The organism is Candidatus Nitrospira salsa, from assembly GCF_965152625.1.
Genome location: NZ_CBCUCO010000005.1, coordinates 220,375 through 239,915, shown reverse-complemented (window position 1 = coordinate 239,915; position 19,541 = coordinate 220,375). Strand labels below are relative to the sequence as shown.

General features: G+C 48.3%; 17 protein-coding genes. 9 read left to right on the top strand and 8 right to left on the bottom strand.

All coding sequences use genetic code 11. The features are described 5' to 3' along the window. Positions 1-9 precede the first annotated feature (9 nt). From ACWQXP_RS21580 to ACWQXP_RS21560, 5 genes are all read right to left on the bottom strand, one after another. On the bottom strand, positions 10-1,206 hold the full coding sequence (locus tag ACWQXP_RS21580) for an IS4 family transposase (protein WP_454064952.1): 1,197 nt from the start codon (positions 1,204-1,206) through the stop codon (positions 10-12). Positions 1,207-1,702: 496 nt separating this feature from the next. After that, positions 1,703-3,781 (bottom strand): TonB-dependent receptor, encoded by a 2,079-nt coding sequence (locus ACWQXP_RS21575; RefSeq protein WP_454064951.1) that lies wholly within the window; start codon positions 3,779-3,781, stop codon positions 1,703-1,705. A 174-nt stretch (positions 3,782-3,955) separates the two neighbouring features. Beyond that, positions 3,956-4,372 carry a nickel-responsive transcriptional regulator NikR gene (gene nikR / locus ACWQXP_RS21570; RefSeq protein WP_454064950.1) on the bottom strand — a complete coding sequence of 139 codons (417 nt, stop codon included), beginning with the start codon at positions 4,370-4,372 and terminating at the stop codon, positions 3,956-3,958. A gap of 342 nt (positions 4,373-4,714) precedes the next feature. After that, a complete protein-coding gene (locus ACWQXP_RS21565; protein WP_454064949.1) occupies positions 4,715-5,563 on the bottom strand; it encodes a hypothetical protein in 849 nt (282 codons plus the stop codon). A gap of 127 nt (positions 5,564-5,690) precedes the next feature. Beyond that, positions 5,691-6,785: a mandelate racemase/muconate lactonizing enzyme family protein gene (locus tag ACWQXP_RS21560; RefSeq protein ID WP_454064948.1), complete on the bottom strand. Its 1,095-nt coding sequence runs from the start codon at positions 6,783-6,785 to the stop codon at positions 5,691-5,693. Between the two features lie 169 nt (positions 6,786-6,954). On the opposite strand from ACWQXP_RS21560, the gene ACWQXP_RS21555 reads away from it, so the two are divergent. From ACWQXP_RS21555 to ACWQXP_RS21540, 4 genes are all read left to right on the top strand, one after another. After that, entirely contained in the window at positions 6,955-7,305 is a 351-nt protein-coding gene (locus ACWQXP_RS21555; RefSeq protein ID WP_454064947.1) for a hypothetical protein, read from the top strand. Positions 7,306-7,400: 95 nt separating this feature from the next. Continuing rightward, on the top strand, positions 7,401-7,691 hold the full coding sequence (locus ACWQXP_RS21550) for a 4a-hydroxytetrahydrobiopterin dehydratase (RefSeq protein WP_454064946.1): 291 nt from the start codon (positions 7,401-7,403) through the stop codon (positions 7,689-7,691). Positions 7,692-7,876: 185 nt separating this feature from the next. After that, complete coding sequence (locus tag ACWQXP_RS21545) at positions 7,877-8,368, top strand: gamma-glutamylcyclotransferase family protein (RefSeq protein WP_454064945.1); 492 nt, start codon at positions 7,877-7,879, stop codon at positions 8,366-8,368. A 241-nt stretch (positions 8,369-8,609) separates the two neighbouring features. Continuing rightward, the gene (locus ACWQXP_RS21540; RefSeq protein ID WP_454064944.1) at positions 8,610-9,341 is read left to right on the top strand and encodes a hypothetical protein; all 732 of its coding nucleotides are present in this window, start codon (positions 8,610-8,612) and stop codon (positions 9,339-9,341) included. 23 nt (positions 9,342-9,364) lie between these two features. On the opposite strand, the gene ACWQXP_RS21535 is transcribed toward ACWQXP_RS21540, so the two are convergent. Beyond that, entirely contained in the window at positions 9,365-10,066 is a 702-nt protein-coding gene (locus ACWQXP_RS21535; protein ID WP_454064943.1) for a class I SAM-dependent methyltransferase, read from the bottom strand. A gap of 398 nt (positions 10,067-10,464) precedes the next feature. Here ACWQXP_RS21535 and ACWQXP_RS21530 point away from each other — a divergent pair, with 398 nt between their 5' ends. The 3 genes from ACWQXP_RS21530 to ACWQXP_RS21520 all read left to right on the top strand — a co-directional run bounded on the left by ACWQXP_RS21530 (position 10,465) and on the right by ACWQXP_RS21520 (position 13,389). Then, positions 10,465-11,937 (top strand): ATP-binding protein, encoded by a 1,473-nt coding sequence (locus ACWQXP_RS21530; protein WP_454064942.1) that lies wholly within the window; start codon positions 10,465-10,467, stop codon positions 11,935-11,937. After that, positions 11,927-12,625: a response regulator transcription factor gene (locus ACWQXP_RS21525; RefSeq protein ID WP_454064941.1), complete on the top strand. Its 699-nt coding sequence runs from the start codon at positions 11,927-11,929 to the stop codon at positions 12,623-12,625. Before ACWQXP_RS21530 ends, ACWQXP_RS21525 begins: the two co-directional genes overlap by 11 nt. A gap of 359 nt (positions 12,626-12,984) precedes the next feature. Further along, positions 12,985-13,389 (top strand): cupredoxin domain-containing protein, encoded by a 405-nt coding sequence (locus ACWQXP_RS21520; protein ID WP_454064940.1) that lies wholly within the window; start codon positions 12,985-12,987, stop codon positions 13,387-13,389. A gap of 146 nt (positions 13,390-13,535) precedes the next feature. Here ACWQXP_RS21520 and ACWQXP_RS21515 read toward each other — a convergent pair whose 3' ends face one another. Further along, the gene (locus tag ACWQXP_RS21515) at positions 13,536-13,808 is read right to left on the bottom strand and encodes a hypothetical protein (RefSeq protein WP_454064939.1); all 273 of its coding nucleotides are present in this window, start codon (positions 13,806-13,808) and stop codon (positions 13,536-13,538) included. A gap of 451 nt (positions 13,809-14,259) precedes the next feature. Between ACWQXP_RS21515 and ACWQXP_RS21510 the strand changes: the two genes are divergently transcribed. Continuing rightward, entirely contained in the window at positions 14,260-15,780 is a 1,521-nt protein-coding gene (locus ACWQXP_RS21510; protein WP_454064938.1) for a BON domain-containing protein, read from the top strand. A gap of 508 nt (positions 15,781-16,288) precedes the next feature. Continuing rightward, a complete protein-coding gene (locus ACWQXP_RS21505; RefSeq protein WP_454064937.1) occupies positions 16,289-16,882 on the top strand; it encodes a Tll0287-like domain-containing protein in 594 nt (197 codons plus the stop codon). 438 nt (positions 16,883-17,320) lie between these two features. Here ACWQXP_RS21505 and ACWQXP_RS21500 read toward each other — a convergent pair whose 3' ends face one another. Beyond that, positions 17,321-19,414 carry a hypothetical protein gene (locus ACWQXP_RS21500; RefSeq protein ID WP_454064936.1) on the bottom strand — a complete coding sequence of 698 codons (2,094 nt, stop codon included), beginning with the start codon at positions 19,412-19,414 and terminating at the stop codon, positions 17,321-17,323. Between the last annotated feature and the right edge of the window lie 127 nt (positions 19,415-19,541).

The window sequence follows — 19,541 nt, the reverse complement described above, 5'->3', positions numbered from 1 at the left end:
CCCACAAATTTATCCCTCATTGGTTTTGAGCAGTTGAGCTTGAAGGTCGGCGAAGGCGCTAACCATCTGCGCCTTCGTGATCACCTCGGCGGCTCGACGGAGCACGCATCGCCCAAGCGTGACCATCGAGAGCACCGCTTGCCTCCTTCTCGTATTCGACTGGTACCGGAACTGCCACTGCTGCTGAATGGCCACTTGTCCCACCAACCACAGTACGAAAAGCGTCAGGGCGCCAATGAGCCACAGAATGGCGAAGCGCTCTGCGATGCGGGTCTGACTGGCCGAGAAGCCCAGCCCGTAGCGTTGGCTTTTGAGGTCCCGAAAGGCTTCCTCAATCTGCATGCGGGTTCGGTAGATCGTGACAATCCGGGTAGCGGTCTGCGCCTGTAAGCTGGCGGAGGAGGCTAACAGCCACGGTTCACGAGCACGAACCGCCATCTTGCGGCTGGGCCAGCCCCGTCTAGGAGTGCCGAACACTGATTTGTGGACGCGCCCTTTGGGCACCTGTCTGACCACATGTAACACGCACCGGAGGGGATTGGATCGAACGAGCTGCACGGGCCCGAGCGTGGTGGGTCGCGTCGTCGCCTTTGCATACAAGGTCTTACAGGGTTGCCACGTGGTGGTCCCTTCTCGTTGCATCAGCGTGCGATTGCGGATCCGCCCCACCCACTCCCATCCCCCCTCTTCCACCAAACGGAACCAGGTCCCGCGAAAGCCGGCATCGGTCACGAGGATGGGGCGCACGGTTGCCGGCAAGACTGCTCGCAGGTGGCGCAAGAAGGCCCGATGGACCCGTCGGTTGGTTAAGGACTTCCGAGGATGCACTTCTTCATAGATCGTGAGCGCTCGGCCGTGGACCGGAAGCGACGCCCGCAGAAGCTGCCACGGTTGATCCGAGGTCAGCGGCGACCAGTCGACGACGATGAGTGGTGCGGTCACCTTACCCTGGAGCCACTGAGTGAGTGCGGTATAGAGAGCCACCCGTTCCCCATGCAATTGGCTATTGCCCAGGAGCCGGTCCATCCGTTTGATATTATGCTTCACTAAAGCGGGCCTGCGGAGCGCCCGCCCCAACTCAGTCAAGGGGAGGCGGGGATGATGGAGAAGGGCCTCGACGGCGCTCAGCAGCGCAGTCAAGCGCGTGGCATGGATCGTTGGACAGGTAGTTTGTAGATGGGTCCGCAAGAATCGAATGGCCGGCATGATCGCCTCCTTGGTAAAAGCGGGAGATGTCAAGAAGAAAACTCTACGGCCATCTATACGCGATTCTTACTACAATGTACACCCTAAGTTATTGAAAGAGGATAAGAATTTATGGGGAGCCGTCAGGGACATTCTCCTTTTTTGGAGATGCAAGTCGAGGCTATTCGACAATAAACGTGTCAATCGAGGCCCACCGTTTGGTTAACAGATGCGCAAACCAAAGGATGGCGAAGTGATTGAACCTTCAGTTCTCATGAATCCTCGTAGACGGTCCCGTAAGGAATCATTGAGGTGTATGCGTTAATAACAAAAAGGAGAATGTCCCCTTTTTTTCGTAGCTTGCTTCTGAGTCAACGAATAAAGGGAAGCGTTTGAGAAGCCGAAGTAAATAGGGGATAAACCTGATTGATGCTGAATCTGCAGGCCAACATTCTTTTCGTTTGAGGTCAGTTAAAAGAAAATGCCAATTTTTCTACATATGTAGAATGAGACTTTTTTAGGCATCTAAGATCCAGGTGAGTCCTCCCATGAACATTCTGGGTATTCCGGGGACAAAGTGAATATCGGAGATGCCTGCGTTTGGTTCGCCGGGAAGACGAGATTCATACAGAAATTGTGCTTGGCGCCATTTGGTATTGGTGAGATTGCGGATGCTGAAAAATGCTTCGAGCCGTCCGGTCGGAGGAGAGACCGGTATCTTGTAGCGAAGAACCAGGTCAAAGACGGTGAATGGTTCTAATAGCACGTTTCGTTCTTCAGATGCAGCGCGGCTGCCTACGGTCAGCATTTGAAGGGTGCCTGAAAGTCCAAACGGGAAACGCGTGGTGATTGATGAGAAGGCGGTCAACTCGGGTGCCAACGGAACGGGGTTGCCCGTATTACGAAATTCGGCATTTGTGTAGGTGAGATCTCCTCTCCACGTCAGCCATTCGACAGGGTTAAGTCGTACGCTCAATTCAGTACCTAGGCGACGTGTTTTACCACGCGGTTCGGTCGTTCCTTCATCTCCTACAAACACCAATTCTGACTGAAGGTCCAATAACCAGAACGAGACGAGAACATCTGCCCAGGACCAGGGTTGACTGCGAATACCCAACTCATAGCCGATGGCTCTAGGTAGAGTTGTTGCTGAAGTGTTCATGACGGCATCTCGGGCGTCATTGCTATGAAATCCTGTTCCGACATTGAAAAAGAATTCGGTGCGAGCCCAAGGCCCAAGAATGACATTGGCTTTTCCGCTGGCAATGGCATCTGAGGCCGTTCCGTCTGGTGTGATGGTGCATCCTGGTCCGCAACGGTCATAAACATGATAGGTGAAGACGTCGACCCGGCCACCTCCGACAAATCGCAGCCAGGGCAGGAATTGAAGATCAAGTTTGAGATACGGTGAATACGAAGCTTCAAAGATGTCTGATGCTTGAGTGATCGCGAGAGAGTTTCGTTTTTGCTGGGTTCCAAGGCGAATGCGGGCCTTATCGAACCGGGTTTGAAGTCCCGCTGTCATCAGGCCTTCATGATTGAATAATCGGAGCGTTTGACTATATCCAAAATCCCCTCCCGTTAACCATCGCCGGTCGGTCTGTTCAATGCCATCACCATTGACTGGATTGTTAAGAAAAAACGTGAAATTGGTAAACAACGAAAGGTAATAATATTGAGCCCATAGTTTGGCGAATGCGGTCCCTCCGCTGGGAAGGTCGTAATGGTAATCGAGCTGACCGGTGCTTCGGATTGATTCGCCTCCCTCGGAAGGGTCAAGGGAACTGAATCGATCCAATCGGCTGGCTTCCACTTCACGAAGGGGGATCTGGCCTGAGCCGTTCCACCGTCCATAATGTTGGGTGAAGGTCACGCTGAGTTGGGATGCCGCGGAGGGCTCCAACGTGATTTTAGCCAGTCCGTTGTAGCGGGTATTGCGATTATTAAATTCGTATGGACCATCGGTGTAATAAAATTCACCGGCAACAAGCGTGCTGAATTGTTCTTGAAACGGAGAGGTCATAAAAAAGTAGCGTTGCGTATTGAAACTTCCTCCCGCAGCCTGAAGGACGGTTTCAGGAACTGACTGACGAGTGACGTAATTGGCAGCGCCGGCAGTGGCAAAATCACCATATTCTGCATGGTAGGGTCCTTTTTTAACCGTTATTTCCTCCACGGTTTCCGGAATAATGAAATTAATGTCTGCATAGCCTTGACCATGAGCGTGACTGCGCATATTAATGGGCATGCCATCCATATGAAGGGCTAAGTCTGTGCCGTGATCAGCGTCAAATCCGCGTAAAAGAAACTGATCGGCCTTTCCCGCTCCACCGGAATGTTCCAAGGTAATGAGGCCGGGAGCCAGGCGGAGTAAATCGGCAGGTCTCCCTTGAGGTTGAAGCAGGATTTCCTCATTCAAAATGATGCGTTGCGACGACGCGGCGATAGGTCGTTTTCCTTCAACGATGATCTCGGGAAGCGTGTCCACTTCTTCGGGTGAATGTCCCAGGCAGGGAGTGGCCAGAAAGAAAATGAAAGAAAGGGAAAGAAATGTCGGTCTAAGGAAAAGGATGTGGGCGGGAATGTGAACGTGCATACACTGTTTCAAAGACGGTGTTGCGAGAGAGTAAATGATGGCACGAAAAAATAATCCGTAGCACTAATTGATGAAGGTGTCAATTGAAATATGCTGAATAGATCGTCTACTTGACTAGGCATAAGTAGAGAAATTAGGAGGGTAAATGGTGCAGAGATAGGATCGGGCGGGTTATTAGTGGAGTTTCTCTCCCGTTGTCGTCATTGTTAGTTTTCCATGAATCACGCCCTTTGTGCTGATTAACACGTTGGCTAATGTTTGGACCTTTTGGCTTTTCCCTCGAACGATGATGACTTCCAGGCAATGGTGATGATCCAAATGCACATGGGTATTGGAAATGATCAGAGACCCGAATTGGTGTTGAGCATCAGTGAGTTGACGAGCCAGGTCTGGTTTATGATGATCGTAGATTAGCGTGATGGTTCCAACGGTTTCCCGGTTGTCGCTCCACTCTTGTCCGACTAGTTCATCACGGATGAGATCCCTGATGGCTTCGGATCGATTGGGATATTGTTTGTGCTCGATGTGTTTATCAAAGGCTTTGAGTAGTTGCTGTTCTAAAGAGACGCCAAAGCGGACGAGTTTGTTCATAGAGAAAATTTCCAGATAGTCCACTCAAAAAAATAATGGGAACCAAATTGTCTTATGACCTCAGGATGAAACGTAAGACCTTTAGATGCATGATCTGCCTATCTTATCGTAATTCCTCTGGGTAGGCTATTATTGACGGGTATCGCTCAAATTTCTAACGATAATAGATAAAGCGCAAAAAGGTTCAGGAGTCTTTTCTTACTTAGCATTTCATAGAGGGGTCAGACTCGACTATTTGGCTGGTCTCTATTGGTAAATAGTGAGCTTGGGTAAGGGGGTTCCAATTAAGATTCTTCCCAAAAGACTGTTCATCTTAGGAGTATGTCAGCTATTTGTGGCTGGTTACGGATTGATTAACCCAGCTTCTATGAAATCTTGGCGGGTGGCGCCAGGGGACAGGTTTGAGGAGAACACGGTTTGCAGTGCCTTCATGTCCAGTTCTGTGAGTCGGCCGCTACTCTGCCCGGAATAGACTCCTTCGCCGTCGCTCATTAAGGAATGTTCCGGTCCGCCAATTCCGTTTGCCAGAATGTGACACATTCCTAAAATGCCATGTCCGATCACATCATGGGCATAGGCCTGCGGAGTTTGATTATCTGGTTGGACCGCTCGGCTGGATTTTAAGATGCCAGGTTTCTGCCATTCATGATGGGTACATCCTTCGTTTGATACACAACCAGTGAGGGTTGGATTCGGATGTGTCATAGAGATGACTTGGAAGGCGTTGGCGGGTGGTTCTGACTCCTCAGTGATCTGAAAGGATACGGTAATCGCCCCATGCGAGGCTTGGGATACTTGCTTGAGTGTTGAGCGGATTTGGTCGCGTTTTTCATCTGACACTGTCGTGGAGACTATGATGGTAATGTGGCTCCCGCGAGGAAATCCGGTCCATCGTTGGTAGGCTGGACAGGTGTTGGCTCCCAATGGACCCGTTCCGAAAAATAAGGCTTCGATCACCTCACGGTCTTGAATCTGTAGCTGGGCTTGGGCCCAAAGCGTGGATGATCCTACAACAAGGAAGAAGCTGACAACGATCAGGCATACGATTTTTTCAAGGACTATAGCGAATCCAAATACGTTCCAAGCAGGAAGAAGCCACCTACTCCGTGCGGTATCATGTTTCAACGAGCGGAAGTTATAGCCGTTTCTTTTACCGTTTGCTTGTACGACATGGGTGGTTGCGCTGTGCACGTGATCTCAATTCGGCTTAGAGTAATACGGTTACGCTATAATTGAAGCGGTTATAGGCATTGTGGATTGTATGATTTCGCCATACTCGTAGGGGTAGTTTGATGTTACCGCATGAGTTTTTTCAATTTTAGGGTTCTTCTCGCGGAACGAGTCCCAAGCCTGCAGAATGCCAGGGCAGGAGACGTGAGCCTTTGTATGAATATCCGCCAGGTTGGAGTGGATCGTCTGCCATTAGCAGTGGCGTGTCTAGATCTAAGATTGTGATCCCACCCAATCCAAGCACGAGCGAAAAGGAACAGCCCATGGCAATCCGTGTTTCGATCATGCCGCCGATCATCAGTGGCACATTGTTGGCGCGACAGAGGGACACGATTTCAACCGTGGGGAGCAGACCGCTTTTGGTGATTTTCAGATTGATCAGATCAGCGGCTCGCTCTTTGATGATGCGGCGGGCATCTTCAATAGTGAACACTGATTCGTCTGCGGCAATCGGAATCGATGTTTGCTTGGTAAGGTCTGCCATTCCGGCAAGGTCGTGTCGGTCGACGGGTTGTTCGAAGGCTATGACCTTGGCATGAAGACTTTCCAGTTTTTGGGCAACTTGTCGTGCCTCTTCGACTGAATAGCCTTGATTGGCATCGACGATTAGTGAGATATCCTCGAATGCGTTGTCGAAAACCGAGAGTGTTTCAATATCGTCTTCAATCTTTTCTCCGACTTTCAGTTTGAAGATGCGAAATCCCTGCTGATACCAGTCACGTGCCATCGTAACGGTTTCTGATGCGGCTCGTATTGGTATGGTGACATCCGTTTCATACTCTTTAACTGCGGTCCCACCCCACAGTGCCCACAAGGGTATGCCTATTTCCCGGCACAAGGCATCCACCATCGCCGTTTCCAAGCCACAACGTACGGATGGGTGGTGAGTGAGGGATGTTTCGAGTTGAGTCGAAATTGCACGATATTCCAGAACATCTTTTCCTATGAGCTCGTTGATCATGGATCTTGCCATAGTGAGGCAACTTTCTTGGGTCTCACTTGTCAGTGCAGGGAACGGGGAAATTTCTCCATACCCATGTGTCCCCGTCGTCAGCGTGATTCTGACAAAAATGTTCTCGGCCACCGTCATTTCGCCCTTGGAGATCGTGAATGCCTCCGTAATTGAAATGTTGACGGGCCAAACCTGGATGTTCTTAATTCTGATTTTGGTAGTCTTACTCATGTTGGGTTTCATTGTTTTTGGGCAATAGCAAAGGCGGTATGAGTATCTTGACAGAGGAAGACTGGAAGCGCTACTCAAAGGTATATTATTATACTTCTAGGGCGTTTGATGCATTGATTCCTGCGGAAATCGCCCTATTATTTCTCCTGTTTTGTATGGAGGTTACGATATGAAAGTAGTTGCTCTTTTCCTTCTTGTAGGATTTACCCTGAGTGGGTGTTTCACTCTGACTCCAGGTGAAAAAGCGTACAATGCGTGTTTGGAGACTGTGCCTGAAGATATTAATCAGGCCGCAGAAGGCGAAAGTGATATGTACCAGGAACGGACCCAAACGGCTCTCATCAAAGATAGTCCCGAATCTTCTCCAGAGATTACTGCGGGTCAGCCTCGCTGTTCCTCGTCTTGTCAATCCGCGCGTGAAGAACAGCATCGAATCGTATCTGAATGTTATTTACAGTGGCAGAAGATACATCATCCAGTGTCAGCAGAGATGGAGCCGGTGCCTGACAATCAGAAATAGCTTGTTGGTTTGTCAATTGTTGTCAGTATGACTCGTGTAGCGTTGTCGACGATGTAATCGTTTGTAGTAAAAAAATCTTAATAAGGAGAAGGGATATGGCATTAACCAAGCTTTCCTCACATGAAATAGATAACAAACTCACTGAGCTTTCTGGTTGGGAGCTTCAAGATAGTAAATTGCATAGGGAATTTAAGTTCGCAGATTTTGTGGAAGCCTTTGGATTTATGTCGCATGTGGCGCTGCTTGCCGAATCTGCGGGGCATCACCCTGAATGGTTTAATGTCTACAACACGGTCAAAATTGATCTGGCCACGCATGACGTTGGCGGCATTAGTGAGGCAGATTTTGCTCTTGCTCAAAAAATTAATCGACTGTGTGGAAAGTGAAGCTCAAACACTGAGACTTCGACGCATACCTAGAAGAGAGTAAAGGGGCAGTATACTTTTTATTTATTCCGATCATTCTCCCGTTGTATGTTGACGGCTTAAGAGTAAACGCTCTTCCTGTGTGGTACCCAATTCACCCAGCAGTTCACGATATTCAATAGCTCTGAGATCTGAGACGGTCACATATGTATTACTTTGCCTATGGCTCAAATATGTCGACGAGACGGCTTCAACATCGATTGCCGTCGGCGTCTGTCGTGTGCGTCGCCAGTCTCCCTGAGCATAAACTGATGTTTCACAAAAAGAGTCAAGACGGTTCGGCAAAGTGTGATGCCATGCATTCTGGACATTCAGATGATGTGGTCATTGGTGTGGTATATGAAATTCACGAATTAGAAAAACCGAAGTTAGACATCATAGAAGAACGAGGGTATGGCTATGAGGCCAAAATGGTGAACGTGCGCACATCCCAGGGGAAGCAGATTGAAGCGATGACGTACTACGCGATGAATATTGATGCAACACTACAGCCCTCTCATTGGTACAAAGAACATGTTCTTCGAGGAGCACGAGAGCATCATCTTCCCTCAGCCTATATACAGTCTCTCGAGCGCGTGATGTCTATTCCCGATACCAATCAAGAGCGGCATATACGAGAATTGCACATTTATCGTTAACTCGTATTATGGTAAGGACTAAAAGTCGTGGTATAACAGGAAACGGTTTCGATATACTTCTGTCTTTGTTCAACGTCTTTCCTATCAAAAAGCCAAATACAAGGGCTTACTCGTCAATGCACGTGGTAAAAGTTTTGTGACTCAACGATAGCGTAACAGGAAACTTTATGTTTCACATTCAGGAGTCCACTTCGTCGAGTTTCTAGTCAGAAGGTCTTTGGCCTCTAACAAGGAGGGCAACATGGATATGGCTGGCACCGGTGACCGACGGGCAGAATGGTTTGTGCCATCATTTGGGCCAGAAAAATTTAGGATCTTCGTCGGTTTATTGTTTCTCCCCTACACCGCTATGGTCCTCTCATTTGCGGTGATTGGTTCCATGCTTTCTCAACAGGTTATATGGGATCGCGTGATTGCGATTTTGGTCATTTATTTTCTGGCATTAGGCATTGGTGGGCATGCCTTGGATGCATTGGGGAGGAAGGGGGCGAAACCGTGGGGCACGGTTTTTCCCAGACATATGCTGATCATCCTGTCGCTTGTCACAATCGGCCTCGCCTATGCCATTGGCCTCTATTACATGGTGTTTCATACCCCGTTGCTGTGGCTTATCGCCATCCCTGAGGGTTTCTTCCTGTGTGCCTATAACCTCGAATGGTTTGAGGGAAGATTTCACACTGATCGGTGGTTTGCCTTTTCCTGGGGCTTTCTTCCGGTATTAGCCGGCTATGTGTTGCAGACCAATCGTCTCTCGTTTTCCGCCATTCTCATGGCCAGTGCGATGGGGACCCTGAGTCTTGTGGAGATAAAGGCTTCTCGACCGTACAAGCAGCTGAAACGCCAATTGGCTACAGAAGATTCTTCACTCCTACGTGAGCAGATTCTACGGTGGGAAGGCATTCTTAAAAACCTTAGCCTAGGGGTCATACTGGTGGGGGCGGGGATGGTGGTCTGGCGATTGAGCGGTGTCTAGGGCATGTTCGAAATATCACTTGTTCATTTTGTGGCTGTAAAAATTGCAGAGCCATATGCCGTGAGGTCCTCCCGTCGAATGTTTTTGAAGCCATGCTCCTTAAGCAGAGGTGGGAGGTCGGAGGCCCAGCGAGTATCTTCAATCAATTGGGGAAGCCCGTAATAGATCTCTCGCCAGGAAGGAAAGAACGGAGTTCCAATATGTTGAAGTACCCAGAAATACATTCGCCAAAGCCAGACTAAGGAGGGCGGAGGGAAGGTAAAGTCATGCATCAGCAATAATCCATGTTCCTTTAACATGGGCTGTGCTCTGATCATGAGCGTTGGCAAGTCGGCATACTTCGCAAGATAGGAGGAGACAATCGCATCGTATGACGTCTGTGACTCATATTCCTCAGCTCGGCTCAAAACGAACTCTACATTCGTGATTCCAAGACGGGATACCTTTTCTCGAGCCAACGTCAAGTATTCATCGCGTAGCTCAACACCCACAACCTGGCAGTCGGGGAAACGGCGCGCAAGACTCAGCGTCAAAATTCCCGTGCCGCAAGCCAAGTCTAAGATTCGTGTAGAATTCGGGGGAATCAAACTTATAATTCGTCGTTTCCATAAATGATCAATACCAAAGGTGGCGACATTGACCATGAAATCATAAGTTCGTCCTGTTCCCGAAAAGAATCGATTGACAATTTCGATTTCCGAATCATGACTGTGAGGTGAGTTCATGTGCGCGTTGTTGGTGTCCGTTGCAACGTGAAATAAAATCGGAATTTCTACATTCCAGACAAAGTCGAGTTGAACCCATGCTTCGATCGAGGCTTGTTGAAACGTAATCCTTGGCGGTGTCGTTAGTCAATTGATTCATATTTTCTCTAGATTGAGTCAGTGGCCCTGGTCCTTGAAAGGCAGCAAGCCCGGATCCTCAACATTTCAATGATTCCGTATGTCATTTTAAGACAAAGAATGAGGGGCCGGCCGGAATTTTTACTACAATTTACTCTTCATCGATGAACTCCCCTGTGAAAGGTGACGAGTCGTCTGTGTCCCTATTCCATGAGTGCCGAGCTATTACGCACCTAGATATATCAGTCGACGCATCAAAAAAGTACTATAATACGATACGTATGAAACATTTTCAGTGGCAATCATTTTGGCAACACGATTTAGGTTTACGTGTAGGGTTTGCCTGGATTATTACGCTGTATGTGATCACCATGGCGTGTATGCTCGCCTTCACATATATCACATTTCAAAGCCAAAGGTCTGATGCGGTCATCATTGATCTTGCAGGACGACAGCGGATGCTCAATACGAGACATTTGATGCAAGTCCTGTTGGTTTCACAGGGGGGCACAGCGAATTATCGTGCAACTCGTTTACTTCTTCAGCAAACATTAGATGCTTTGACGAATGGGGGAGAGGCGGTTAGTAATCTTGATACAAAAACTCTGGCGCATTTGCCGCCGGCTCCCACTGACGCGATTAGAGAGAAGCTGGAAGAGCAAAGACAATTGATTGAGACCTTGACCAATAAGGCTGATGTGTTTTTAGAGTTAGAGCTAACTAGTCCGTCATATCAAAAAGTGTTGAATGAACTGCGCAGTCTCAATGTGACGCTCCACAACGTCACGGATGATGCGGTGAAGATGCTTGCTGCGGAGTCACGCGCCAAAGTGACGATAATGGTCGAGTGGCAGGTCGTGGTTGTGTGTCTCGTCGGGTTGCTTGGAATGTTGCTGGCCCTACAAGTATTGAGGGCGAATAAAGAAAAAGAGCGTGAGATTCTTGCGCGGCAAAGAATTCAAGAAGATTTACGTCAAAGTGAAGTCCAGACTCTTCATGCATTGCGTCAAAACGATACGCTCAAATCGGCATTGTTGTCTTCGGTTTCGCATGAACTTCGAACTCCACTTACTTCGATTAAGGCCATGGTTTCCAGGGCTTTTGACTCGTCGATCAAAGTCATGCCGAGTCCTCGAGGTGAGTATGTTCAGTCCATTCATCAAGAAATTGATCACTTATCCCGGTTGGTCGAAAATCTTTTAGATATGTCTCGAATCGAGGCTGGAATATTGAAGCCCAAACGCGACTGGGAACTTTTGGAAGACTTGATTGAGGGCGCTATTGGTGTTCTGGGGAAACATCTCGAGCAACGAGAGCTACATTTGGATTTAGAGGATGATTTGCCTCCATTGTTTGTTGACGGGATTCAAATTCAACAGATTCTTATTAATCTTTTAGAAAATGCGCTGAAATACTCGATGAGGGGTTCTGCAATTGGGTTAAAGGCGTGGCGGGTGAATGATTCTGTGGAAGTCCATGTGTCGAACGTTGGGGAGGGTATTCCCAAGGATGAGGTGTCGAAAATATTCGATCGGTTTTATCGCGTTCGTTCCAGAGGAGAGCGTCATATTCGAGGGACTGGGTTAGGGCTGGCGATTTGTAAAAGCCTCATTGAGGCTCATGGCGGAACCATTACTGTGGAGACAACTGTGAACTTACACACATGTTTTTCGTTTACGCTGCCATTGCATGCTCAGTCTCAAGACCGTGTGTCATCTTCTACCACTGAATCGGATGGGGCTCATGATGAATAAGGGGGCAAGAATTTTAGTCGTCGATGACGAGCGGGAAATTCGACGATGTTTAGAATTGAGTTTGGAGGAACGGGGCTTTACGGTGATCGCGGCCGAGAGCGGGGAGCGGGCGCTGGATCTGTTACAACAGCGACCTGCCGATGTTGCGATTATTGATTTACTCTTGCCTGGCATGGATGGCCTAGAACTTACTCAAAAAATTAGAAAGTGGTCAACGCTCCCCATCATTTTTCTTTCAGCCATTGGAGATGATAAAATAAAAGTAGAAGCCTTAGAACATGGGGCTGATGATTACGTCACGAAACCGTTTAGTACTGAGGAGGTGATCGCGAGGATTCGATCAGTGTTGCGTCGGGTTGTCGGTTCTAAGGACGTCAACCCTGTTCTCACTTTTAGTGACCTCGAAATCGATTTTGAACGTCGTGCATTACATTTGAGTGGTGAACCAATTAAGCTGACACCGATGGAATACGAACTTCTGAAATATATGGTACAAAACGCTGGGAGAGTCCTCACCCGCCGAATGTTGCTCTCTGCTGTGTGGGGTCCTGGGCACGAAGACGACACGCAAAGCCTTCGCGTTCTTGTGAGGCAGTTAAGAAATAAAATTGAAAAAACTCCTGCTAAACCCCGATTTATCTTGACTGATCTAGGTGTGGGGTATCGCTTCAATGCTGAAGCCACCTAGACCCCTTCTCTTCTGAGGGAAGCGTGATACCGTTTCTTCCCTTTGTCAGGACGGCTTCTTCTTGTCACAGTCTATAGCCTGTCGGTTTCAGTCTTTTGAGAGGACATGTGAAAGGGGCAGAGTCGAGTTATTATTGGGGTTCACCTTCATTCATTTTTTGATGCCGGTTGCGATCCTGAGGAGTGTGAATTTTATGGAAAACTTATGTATGTTCACGAAGTTTTCACTGATTTTTTATGAGAGTTGGTTATTAGGTGAATCGAATTCTTACGACCTTGAGGAGTATAATATCGTTAAGGTGAGTTGATAGCGTCACATTCTTCTGTAAATGCGACGCGTCATATAAAGGAGATATGGTCATGGTTCAGCAAAGAAAATTGCTAACAACGTTGTTAGGACTTGGTATACTGTTTCTGATTTATGGTATGGGGTTTGGACAAATGCATTCCACGCCTGTCAGTATTCATATGGAAAGTTGGGCTCCCTATTATCGTCCATTTGAGGCGACTATCCAATCGGGAACTCCTATACATTGGAATAATCCCACCGCTTCCTCTCATACGGTCCGGCATGATGGTTGTGACAAAGAAGGTCCGTGTCTTTTTGATTCCGGAGCAGTACCGCCTAACGGCAGTTTCTCTGTCCAAGGTCTTGCACCTGGCCGCTATCCCTATCATTGTGAATTGCATCCGATCATGCGGGGGCAGTTGGTTATTGCGGGCCCTGTTGAGTCGAAAGTGGGTTCGGCACAAATGCTCAACTAAGACAATGTTTCTAGTGTCACGAGACCCCGAGGAGAGTGTATGATGGTCTCTCCTGTTCTGTTGGAAGTGGTACGACCGAAGAGATGAGAGGTCGAAGTAAGTGTCAGAGAGGAATGGTAAGCTTGTCGAGTCTGTTTGACCTGGCCTTAAAACAACCGGTCCCGGAATCTCAACCGGTCCCACAGTGTGACCTTGCGTAGCAAGGGGGAATTCTTGTCCAGTCGATGCCGTTTCCCCCGGCGTGTTTCGATTTCGATCGTGTCGTCATCAAAGACCTGGATCACTTTCCAAAACTTGTTAATCGTGTATGAATAGGTTTCTCCATGCTGGGCGGGGTAGATTTCTTGCGCGCGCGGACTGGGCTGAGACGATGTTTTTGATTTCGTAAAGACGACAAAGTCACCGACATTGATTGTCATACGGGATACCCTTCGCTTAGGGATATTGAGTACTGGTCATAGATTTCTTTTACTCTCTCGTCGGCTTTTCTTATATAGATTATCACGTTGGCTGTTTTTTTTAAATTCTGGTGTTGGAACACCAGGGCATGTGGCGGCCGCATTTGCATGAATTTTTATTTCACCAACAGCACGTGGAAAAGCCTGAGCGCCTGGTTTGTTCAGGCTGTTCAGCCCACCCTGGACGCTTTAACGTTAACAGTCAGGACTGTTGGTGGGCAGTCGCGAACAGTTCGCGTGACTCATGAATTGAATGAAGATCATCATCTGAGGATTGCGTGTGGTTCGAATTGATCCTCGAGTTGAGACATTTTTTTGTTGAAGATGTGTCATTTATCAACTGGTTTTATCAACTTTTCTCTTTATAATGTAGATGATCACCCCCTTATTCATTTTTAGGATGGTTAAACGTATGCACTTCCGCTTCCAATTTCTTGCATTCGTGGCTGTTGTGTGCCTTGGTAGTTCTCCTGGGTTTGCCTCAGAACGGGTGGACGATACGAGTATTGATATTCCTGACGCTGAGATCGACTCTCGTCCCACTGTGAGGGAAGCAGAGCGTCCTGGCACTGTGGATGATGCGCGAATAACGGTAGCTATCAAGAAAAAGTTTTCGCGGGTCAGCCGCCGGCTATTTTCTGCTATCGAGGTTTCGGTCCATGAGGGGGTGGCCACGCTCAAAGGTACGGCCGAGAGCTTATGGGCACAGGAACGCGCTGGTGAATTGGCTCAGGTGATCCGAGGGGTCCGTGGTGTGATCGATCGTATCTCCGTTGGCCCAGTGGGCAAGACGAAAGATTCGACGATTCAGGAACAGCTGGAACATCAGTTTCGTGAAGATCCTGTGGTTGAGTTGAAAAATCTTGACATCTCGGTAAAGCGAGGGGTCGTCACCCTAAAAGGTCAGTTACAATCGTGGCAGGAGAAGCAGTCAGCCCTGAGTGTCGCGAAAATGGTGAGAGGTGTTCAGGCTGTTCGAGATGCGCTGACCGTTCATTTGGTTGAAGGGAGAACGGACTCCGTCATTCGGAAAGAAATTGTGCGTCGATATCAATTTGATGTATGGGTTGAAAGACCTGAATTAGTGAAGGTGAGCGTTCAGGATGGTGTAGTGACGTTGAGTGGTCGTGTGCGAAGCGTGTATGAAAAACATCGGATCGCAGAGCTTTCTCGGGTGTCAGGTGTTCGGGACGTGCAGATCAATGGAGTTGAAGTCATGCGAGGGACTGATGACCCCATGATTCGTTCCCATCGTCCCACCCCAACGGATGAGGGTATCACTGATGCCATTCATCGTGTCTTGGCCTATGACCCTCGTCTGGCCTTGTTCGACATTCGCGTTTCGGTCAAACACGGAATTGTGACCCTCAAGGGAACGGTGCCGTTTCTGTCCATCAAACGGGAAGCGGAAGAGGATGTGCAGCATACCGTTGGGGTTCGTGCCGTGAAGAATCAACTCACGGTTCAAACCAGTTCCTCCATGACTGATCAAGTCATCCGTACTCGTATTCAGAATGCTTTTAAGCATGATCCGGTTCTGGCAAGGTTTCCGCTGTCGGTGGCTGTCCGGAAGGGAACGGCTCTCCTGACTGGAACCGTGGATTCGATTTACGAACGTCATCGGGCTGAAAATGTGTCATCACGTATCCGGGGCGTACATGCTTTGCAGAATAAAATCGAATTTGCGACTCGAGAAGAAGAAAAAACGGATGGAGACATCCAACTAGATATTGAAAATCAAGTGTGGTGGAATCCCTATCTCTCAGAGCAAGATATCGTGGCAACGGTGAAGGATGGAACGGCCATCTTGAATGGCTCAGTCGAACATGCTCCGCAACGGGTGATTGCCGAACAGCAAGCGTTTGAAGCCGGAGCCTCGGCAGTTGAAAATCGATTGCAAATCAAAAAACGGGCCTCTACCCCAGACTCGTAAATTAGGCGAATGATTGACAGGCGATGAGGCGAACGGTTTCAAGTTTCTGTAATATGTTTTGACCCGTCGTTTGGTTACTCTATCCTGCTGATCGTGACTCCCCGCTGGTTATATCTCGATAAGCGACAAGGCTGAGTTCACATTTCTGTTAGCCAACTTATAACCCCAAGACATATTCTTCAAGTGCCTGATTCTGAGAGCTTTCTTTACAGCGAACCTCGCAAATGATCTTGTTGACTAGGTTGCCACAGAGGCGTAGACTTTAACCCGTTCACAGATTTCCGCCAGGGTTTAACCATGGGGTGACTGACGTGAACAGACAAGATCGATCACATGACTTCCTTAGAAAGCCCGACAGGTTTCTGTGCCTGGAGGGCTTTTGTGTTTTGTTCACAAGGTGAGAGAAGAAGCCCAGACCAGCCAGGAAGGTTGGGAAATATTCCCTTCCTCATCGGCAGTACAGGGGCGTTCTCTTTTTACTGAGGGTACCTACAAAGGAGGTGCTGTCATGATCAAAACAGGTTTCTTGTGGCGAACCATTTTTGCTGGCATCGTGTTGATCGCGTATGTGGGTTGTTCCTCAGGAACAAAAGAAGCAGGTGGCGAGGCCTGTGTTGACCCAAAAGTGGTTGCAGGTTATGTTCACGCGATCATTGAAGCAGACCGGACCCTCTATGCTTCCCTCGTGGTGGAAAGAATGAAGCATCATGGAAAAGACCTGGTGGCAGAAGACTGGGCTGAGAAGGACAAGCTTCCCCTTCCAGCTCAAATGCTTCAGTTTGCAGGGCTGGAGGTGGAAAGGAAGGGAGCTGGCCTGAAATACCGTCTAGCGAGTTTGTGGCCTATTGATAAAACCAATGGGCCGGTCAACGATATTGAACGAACAGGATTGCAGGCGGTGTCGGATGATCCAAGTACAGTGCAGACGAGTACGATCAATCAGCCAACCGGTCCCCTCTTTAAAGCGATCTATGCGGATAGAGCAGTCTCTGAAACCTGCGTAACCTGTTATAATGAACACTCGCTCAGTCCGAGGAGTAACTACAAGCTCAATGATGTCATGGGGGGCATCATTATTGAATTCCCTCTGAAATCATCGTAGGTCTTTGCCTGCGTTGAGCTTTAACAAACATTATCAAGATTGGCATCGTTGCATAATTCACAAACGTAGCCGGTTATGTGGGCTCGTGCGTAGGCTTATACATTGGACAAGCCCTTCCTGAGCCGTCCGGTTAGGCACAACGAAGCCGAAGAGGTCAGAAACCTTGCCCCATGCCTGCGGCCTCATATCGTCTTTATGAATAGTCGCGGAATAGTTCAGTATTGAACCAGTCTTCTGAATTATCTCTCAAATCCTTTGTTACATAATAATGATCTCTGCACTTGTTTTTACTTGTTCGTATGTACTTTTTATGACGGAAAGCAGCGAGCAAAGGCGTTGAGAAACTTGCTGGGACCTTTGATGCGGATCTTTCGTCTGAGTAATGCCCCGAAGATATTTTTCTTTTTCACGAGAAATTCCAGTCGCGTTTTTTAGCTGTCACCCAATTGCCAAGCCCATAACATACTCTTCAAGCGTCTGCTTCTGAGAGATTTCTTTTTTGACCAGAGCGTCCATCTCTTGCTGAATCGTTTCAAGTTCCGTTTCTTGCGCGTGGAGTTTTTTGACATATCGCGTGTATAGCTGACTTTGTCGGGAGAGGCGGTTCATGTTGTCCCGAATTCGTTTTTGGTCTTTGGCAATGTTCGTGATTCGAGACTCGTGTTGTTGGCGGGCGTCTTGTGTGTGCGAGAGTTGCTGACGTAGTTCGACAACACGTTCAAGTGCGGTCTTCACATCGGCGCTTACCTGTTGAGCCTTTAGATAGACGCCGATGATGTCGTGTCCAGAAGTGATGAGGCTCACAGTTTCTTCAAGTGATTTCCCCTCCTGAATGGTTAACGATTCTGTTTTTCCAGTATCAACGGTCATGGCAAATCGATACATGTTTCGTGTTTGCTCGACTGGCGTGAGGGTGTTGACGAGTTTCCAGTCAGAGCGGTAGGGGTGTTCGACGAGCACAGTTTTTTGTTTCTGACTACGATTGATAATAGTGTACGTCGTAGTATTGAGTGCTTTTCGTGTGGCGATGAGCACGCCTTTTCGGAGTTTTGCGGAGACGAGTTCTTGTGCGAGTGGAATCGGTTTTCGATGGACTTCGGTGGTCAGATCCAAGGCATAGCTGATGAGTCGATCTTGTCCGGGAGCTAAATCTTTCATTTGTGCATCTCCGGCATAGGCATTGTCATCAAATACGGTGATGGGTCCTTGCATGAGGGACAGGTCAGTGATGTTTTTGAGTCTGAATGCCTGTAGCGGATGTTTGGCGTGAGTGGTCGAATTATAGAGTGACAGTTTTTCTCCGGTGACAGCTTGATTGAGGATGGGCAGCATGGCGGATCCATGTCGTGGAATACTCACTGGTGCTTGAATCACGTAGCTGAATAGTTCGCCGGTTTCCTGTCCTTGGGCGGCGGCCTGAACGCCTTGCCGAAGATTCCAGTCCGCCCCCATTCGTGATTCTGCTGGTGCGGGAGCAGCAAGGCCCATCATGGTTTCTTGGTCTTCTTGGCGCAGGGCTTGGTTGTCGTTAAATCGTTTGGCTTTTGTGCGACTTTTACGTGAACCGATCCGACTTTCTTCTTTTATTTCAGTTTCCATGGAAAGATTGTCTCCATGTGTTTGAGGTCTTAAAGCCGCATGCAATTCTGATCTAACGAACGGGCGGGGTGCGTAGAGTGGTTGATAGAGATCCATCATGAATGAGATGGGTCGTCCTGAGACTAACGAGAGCTGCACCTGATCCCAATCGTGATCCGTGGTGTTATCGATAATTCCCCATCCTTGCAGGAATGGTTCATCATCATCCTGAAGAATTAATCGATACGACGTTTTCCAGACTGGCGTTTCTCTGAGATAGGCCATTCGTACTCGCCGTTCATCCTCTCCTTCGAATGTGATGGCGATTGTTTTTTTCTGCCGGTCGTGACTCTGGGATAAGACGCCCAAGACTTGTTGCAGTTCTTTGTTGAGGGCGTGATTCACGATCTCAATGTCCTGGATGAGGGGAAGCGGTATGGACCGCAACCTTCCGCTCGCCAGAATATTCAGGTATTCCACTTCAATGTGCTGCGAACCCGTTCCGGTCTCTTTCCATTCATTTTTTTTCTCGACCCCGACGATCGTTCCAGTAATCGGCGTTGGGGTCGTGAGATGAATGGGTTCTCCTCGTAATTGAATGAGGAGTTGTCCCAAGGTTGGATGATTGGAAAGATCGAGACTAAACGAACTCAGTGTTTTCGCCAGCGGGTCTTGAGATTGATATTGAATGGATGAAATGGTCCCGCCGTCAAAATCCTGAACAACCAGACTTTTTAGCAGATCGTTAATATCGTTGACTTGAACGGGAAGTTGAATGTCCGTTTGATTCTGGACGGTTCCATCATGTTGAAAATACCCTACGCCGCTTGTATAGAGAACGACTTTCGAAATTGGGAGTTGATCTGCTTCAGTCAGGCTTGTCTTCTGAGCGGCTGTCACGGCTGGTAGAAGCAGCACGGCTAAACATAAAAACCAGAACGTGCGATAGGGCATGGTGTTCTCCATCAAGTGAATGCATAGAGCAGCTAGTCTATGCCTATGAAATGTCTAGAACTTGACTGATTTTACCATGCACAAATGACACGTATAGGGGGACGCTTCGAGATGGTTAAAAAGAGAG

What these genes read in the sequence shown, in the direction of transcription:
- ACWQXP_RS21535 (WP_454064943.1), bottom strand. Translation starts at nt 10,066, where the DNA reads ATGAACTCACCTCACAGTCATGATTCGGAAATCGAAATTGTCAATCGA.
- ACWQXP_RS21505 (WP_454064937.1), top strand. Translation starts at nt 16,289, where the DNA reads ATGATCAAAACAGGTTTCTTGTGGCGAACCATTTTTGCTGGCATCGTG.
- ACWQXP_RS21555 (WP_454064947.1), top strand. Translation starts at nt 6,955, where the DNA reads ATGAAAGTAGTTGCTCTTTTCCTTCTTGTAGGATTTACCCTGAGTGGG.
- ACWQXP_RS21525 (WP_454064941.1), top strand. Translation starts at nt 11,927, where the DNA reads ATGATGAATAAGGGGGCAAGAATTTTAGTCGTCGATGACGAGCGGGAA.
- ACWQXP_RS21510 (WP_454064938.1), top strand. Translation starts at nt 14,260, where the DNA reads ATGCACTTCCGCTTCCAATTTCTTGCATTCGTGGCTGTTGTGTGCCTT.
- ACWQXP_RS21545 (WP_454064945.1), top strand. Translation starts at nt 7,877, where the DNA reads ATGTATTACTTTGCCTATGGCTCAAATATGTCGACGAGACGGCTTCAA.
- nikR (WP_454064950.1), bottom strand. Translation starts at nt 4,372, where the DNA reads ATGAACAAACTCGTCCGCTTTGGCGTCTCTTTAGAACAGCAACTACTC.
- ACWQXP_RS21580 (WP_454064952.1), bottom strand. Translation starts at nt 1,206, where the DNA reads ATGCCGGCCATTCGATTCTTGCGGACCCATCTACAAACTACCTGTCCA.
- ACWQXP_RS21520 (WP_454064940.1), top strand. Translation starts at nt 12,985, where the DNA reads ATGGTTCAGCAAAGAAAATTGCTAACAACGTTGTTAGGACTTGGTATA.
- ACWQXP_RS21560 (WP_454064948.1), bottom strand. Translation starts at nt 6,785, where the DNA reads ATGAGTAAGACTACCAAAATCAGAATTAAGAACATCCAGGTTTGGCCC.
- ACWQXP_RS21515 (WP_454064939.1), bottom strand. Translation starts at nt 13,808, where the DNA reads ATGACAATCAATGTCGGTGACTTTGTCGTCTTTACGAAATCAAAAACA.
- ACWQXP_RS21575 (WP_454064951.1), bottom strand. Translation starts at nt 3,781, where the DNA reads ATGCACGTTCACATTCCCGCCCACATCCTTTTCCTTAGACCGACATTT.
- ACWQXP_RS21530 (WP_454064942.1), top strand. Translation starts at nt 10,465, where the DNA reads ATGAAACATTTTCAGTGGCAATCATTTTGGCAACACGATTTAGGTTTA.
- ACWQXP_RS21500 (WP_454064936.1), bottom strand. Translation starts at nt 19,414, where the DNA reads ATGCCCTATCGCACGTTCTGGTTTTTATGTTTAGCCGTGCTGCTTCTA.
- ACWQXP_RS21540 (WP_454064944.1), top strand. Translation starts at nt 8,610, where the DNA reads ATGGATATGGCTGGCACCGGTGACCGACGGGCAGAATGGTTTGTGCCA.
- ACWQXP_RS21550 (WP_454064946.1), top strand. Translation starts at nt 7,401, where the DNA reads ATGGCATTAACCAAGCTTTCCTCACATGAAATAGATAACAAACTCACT.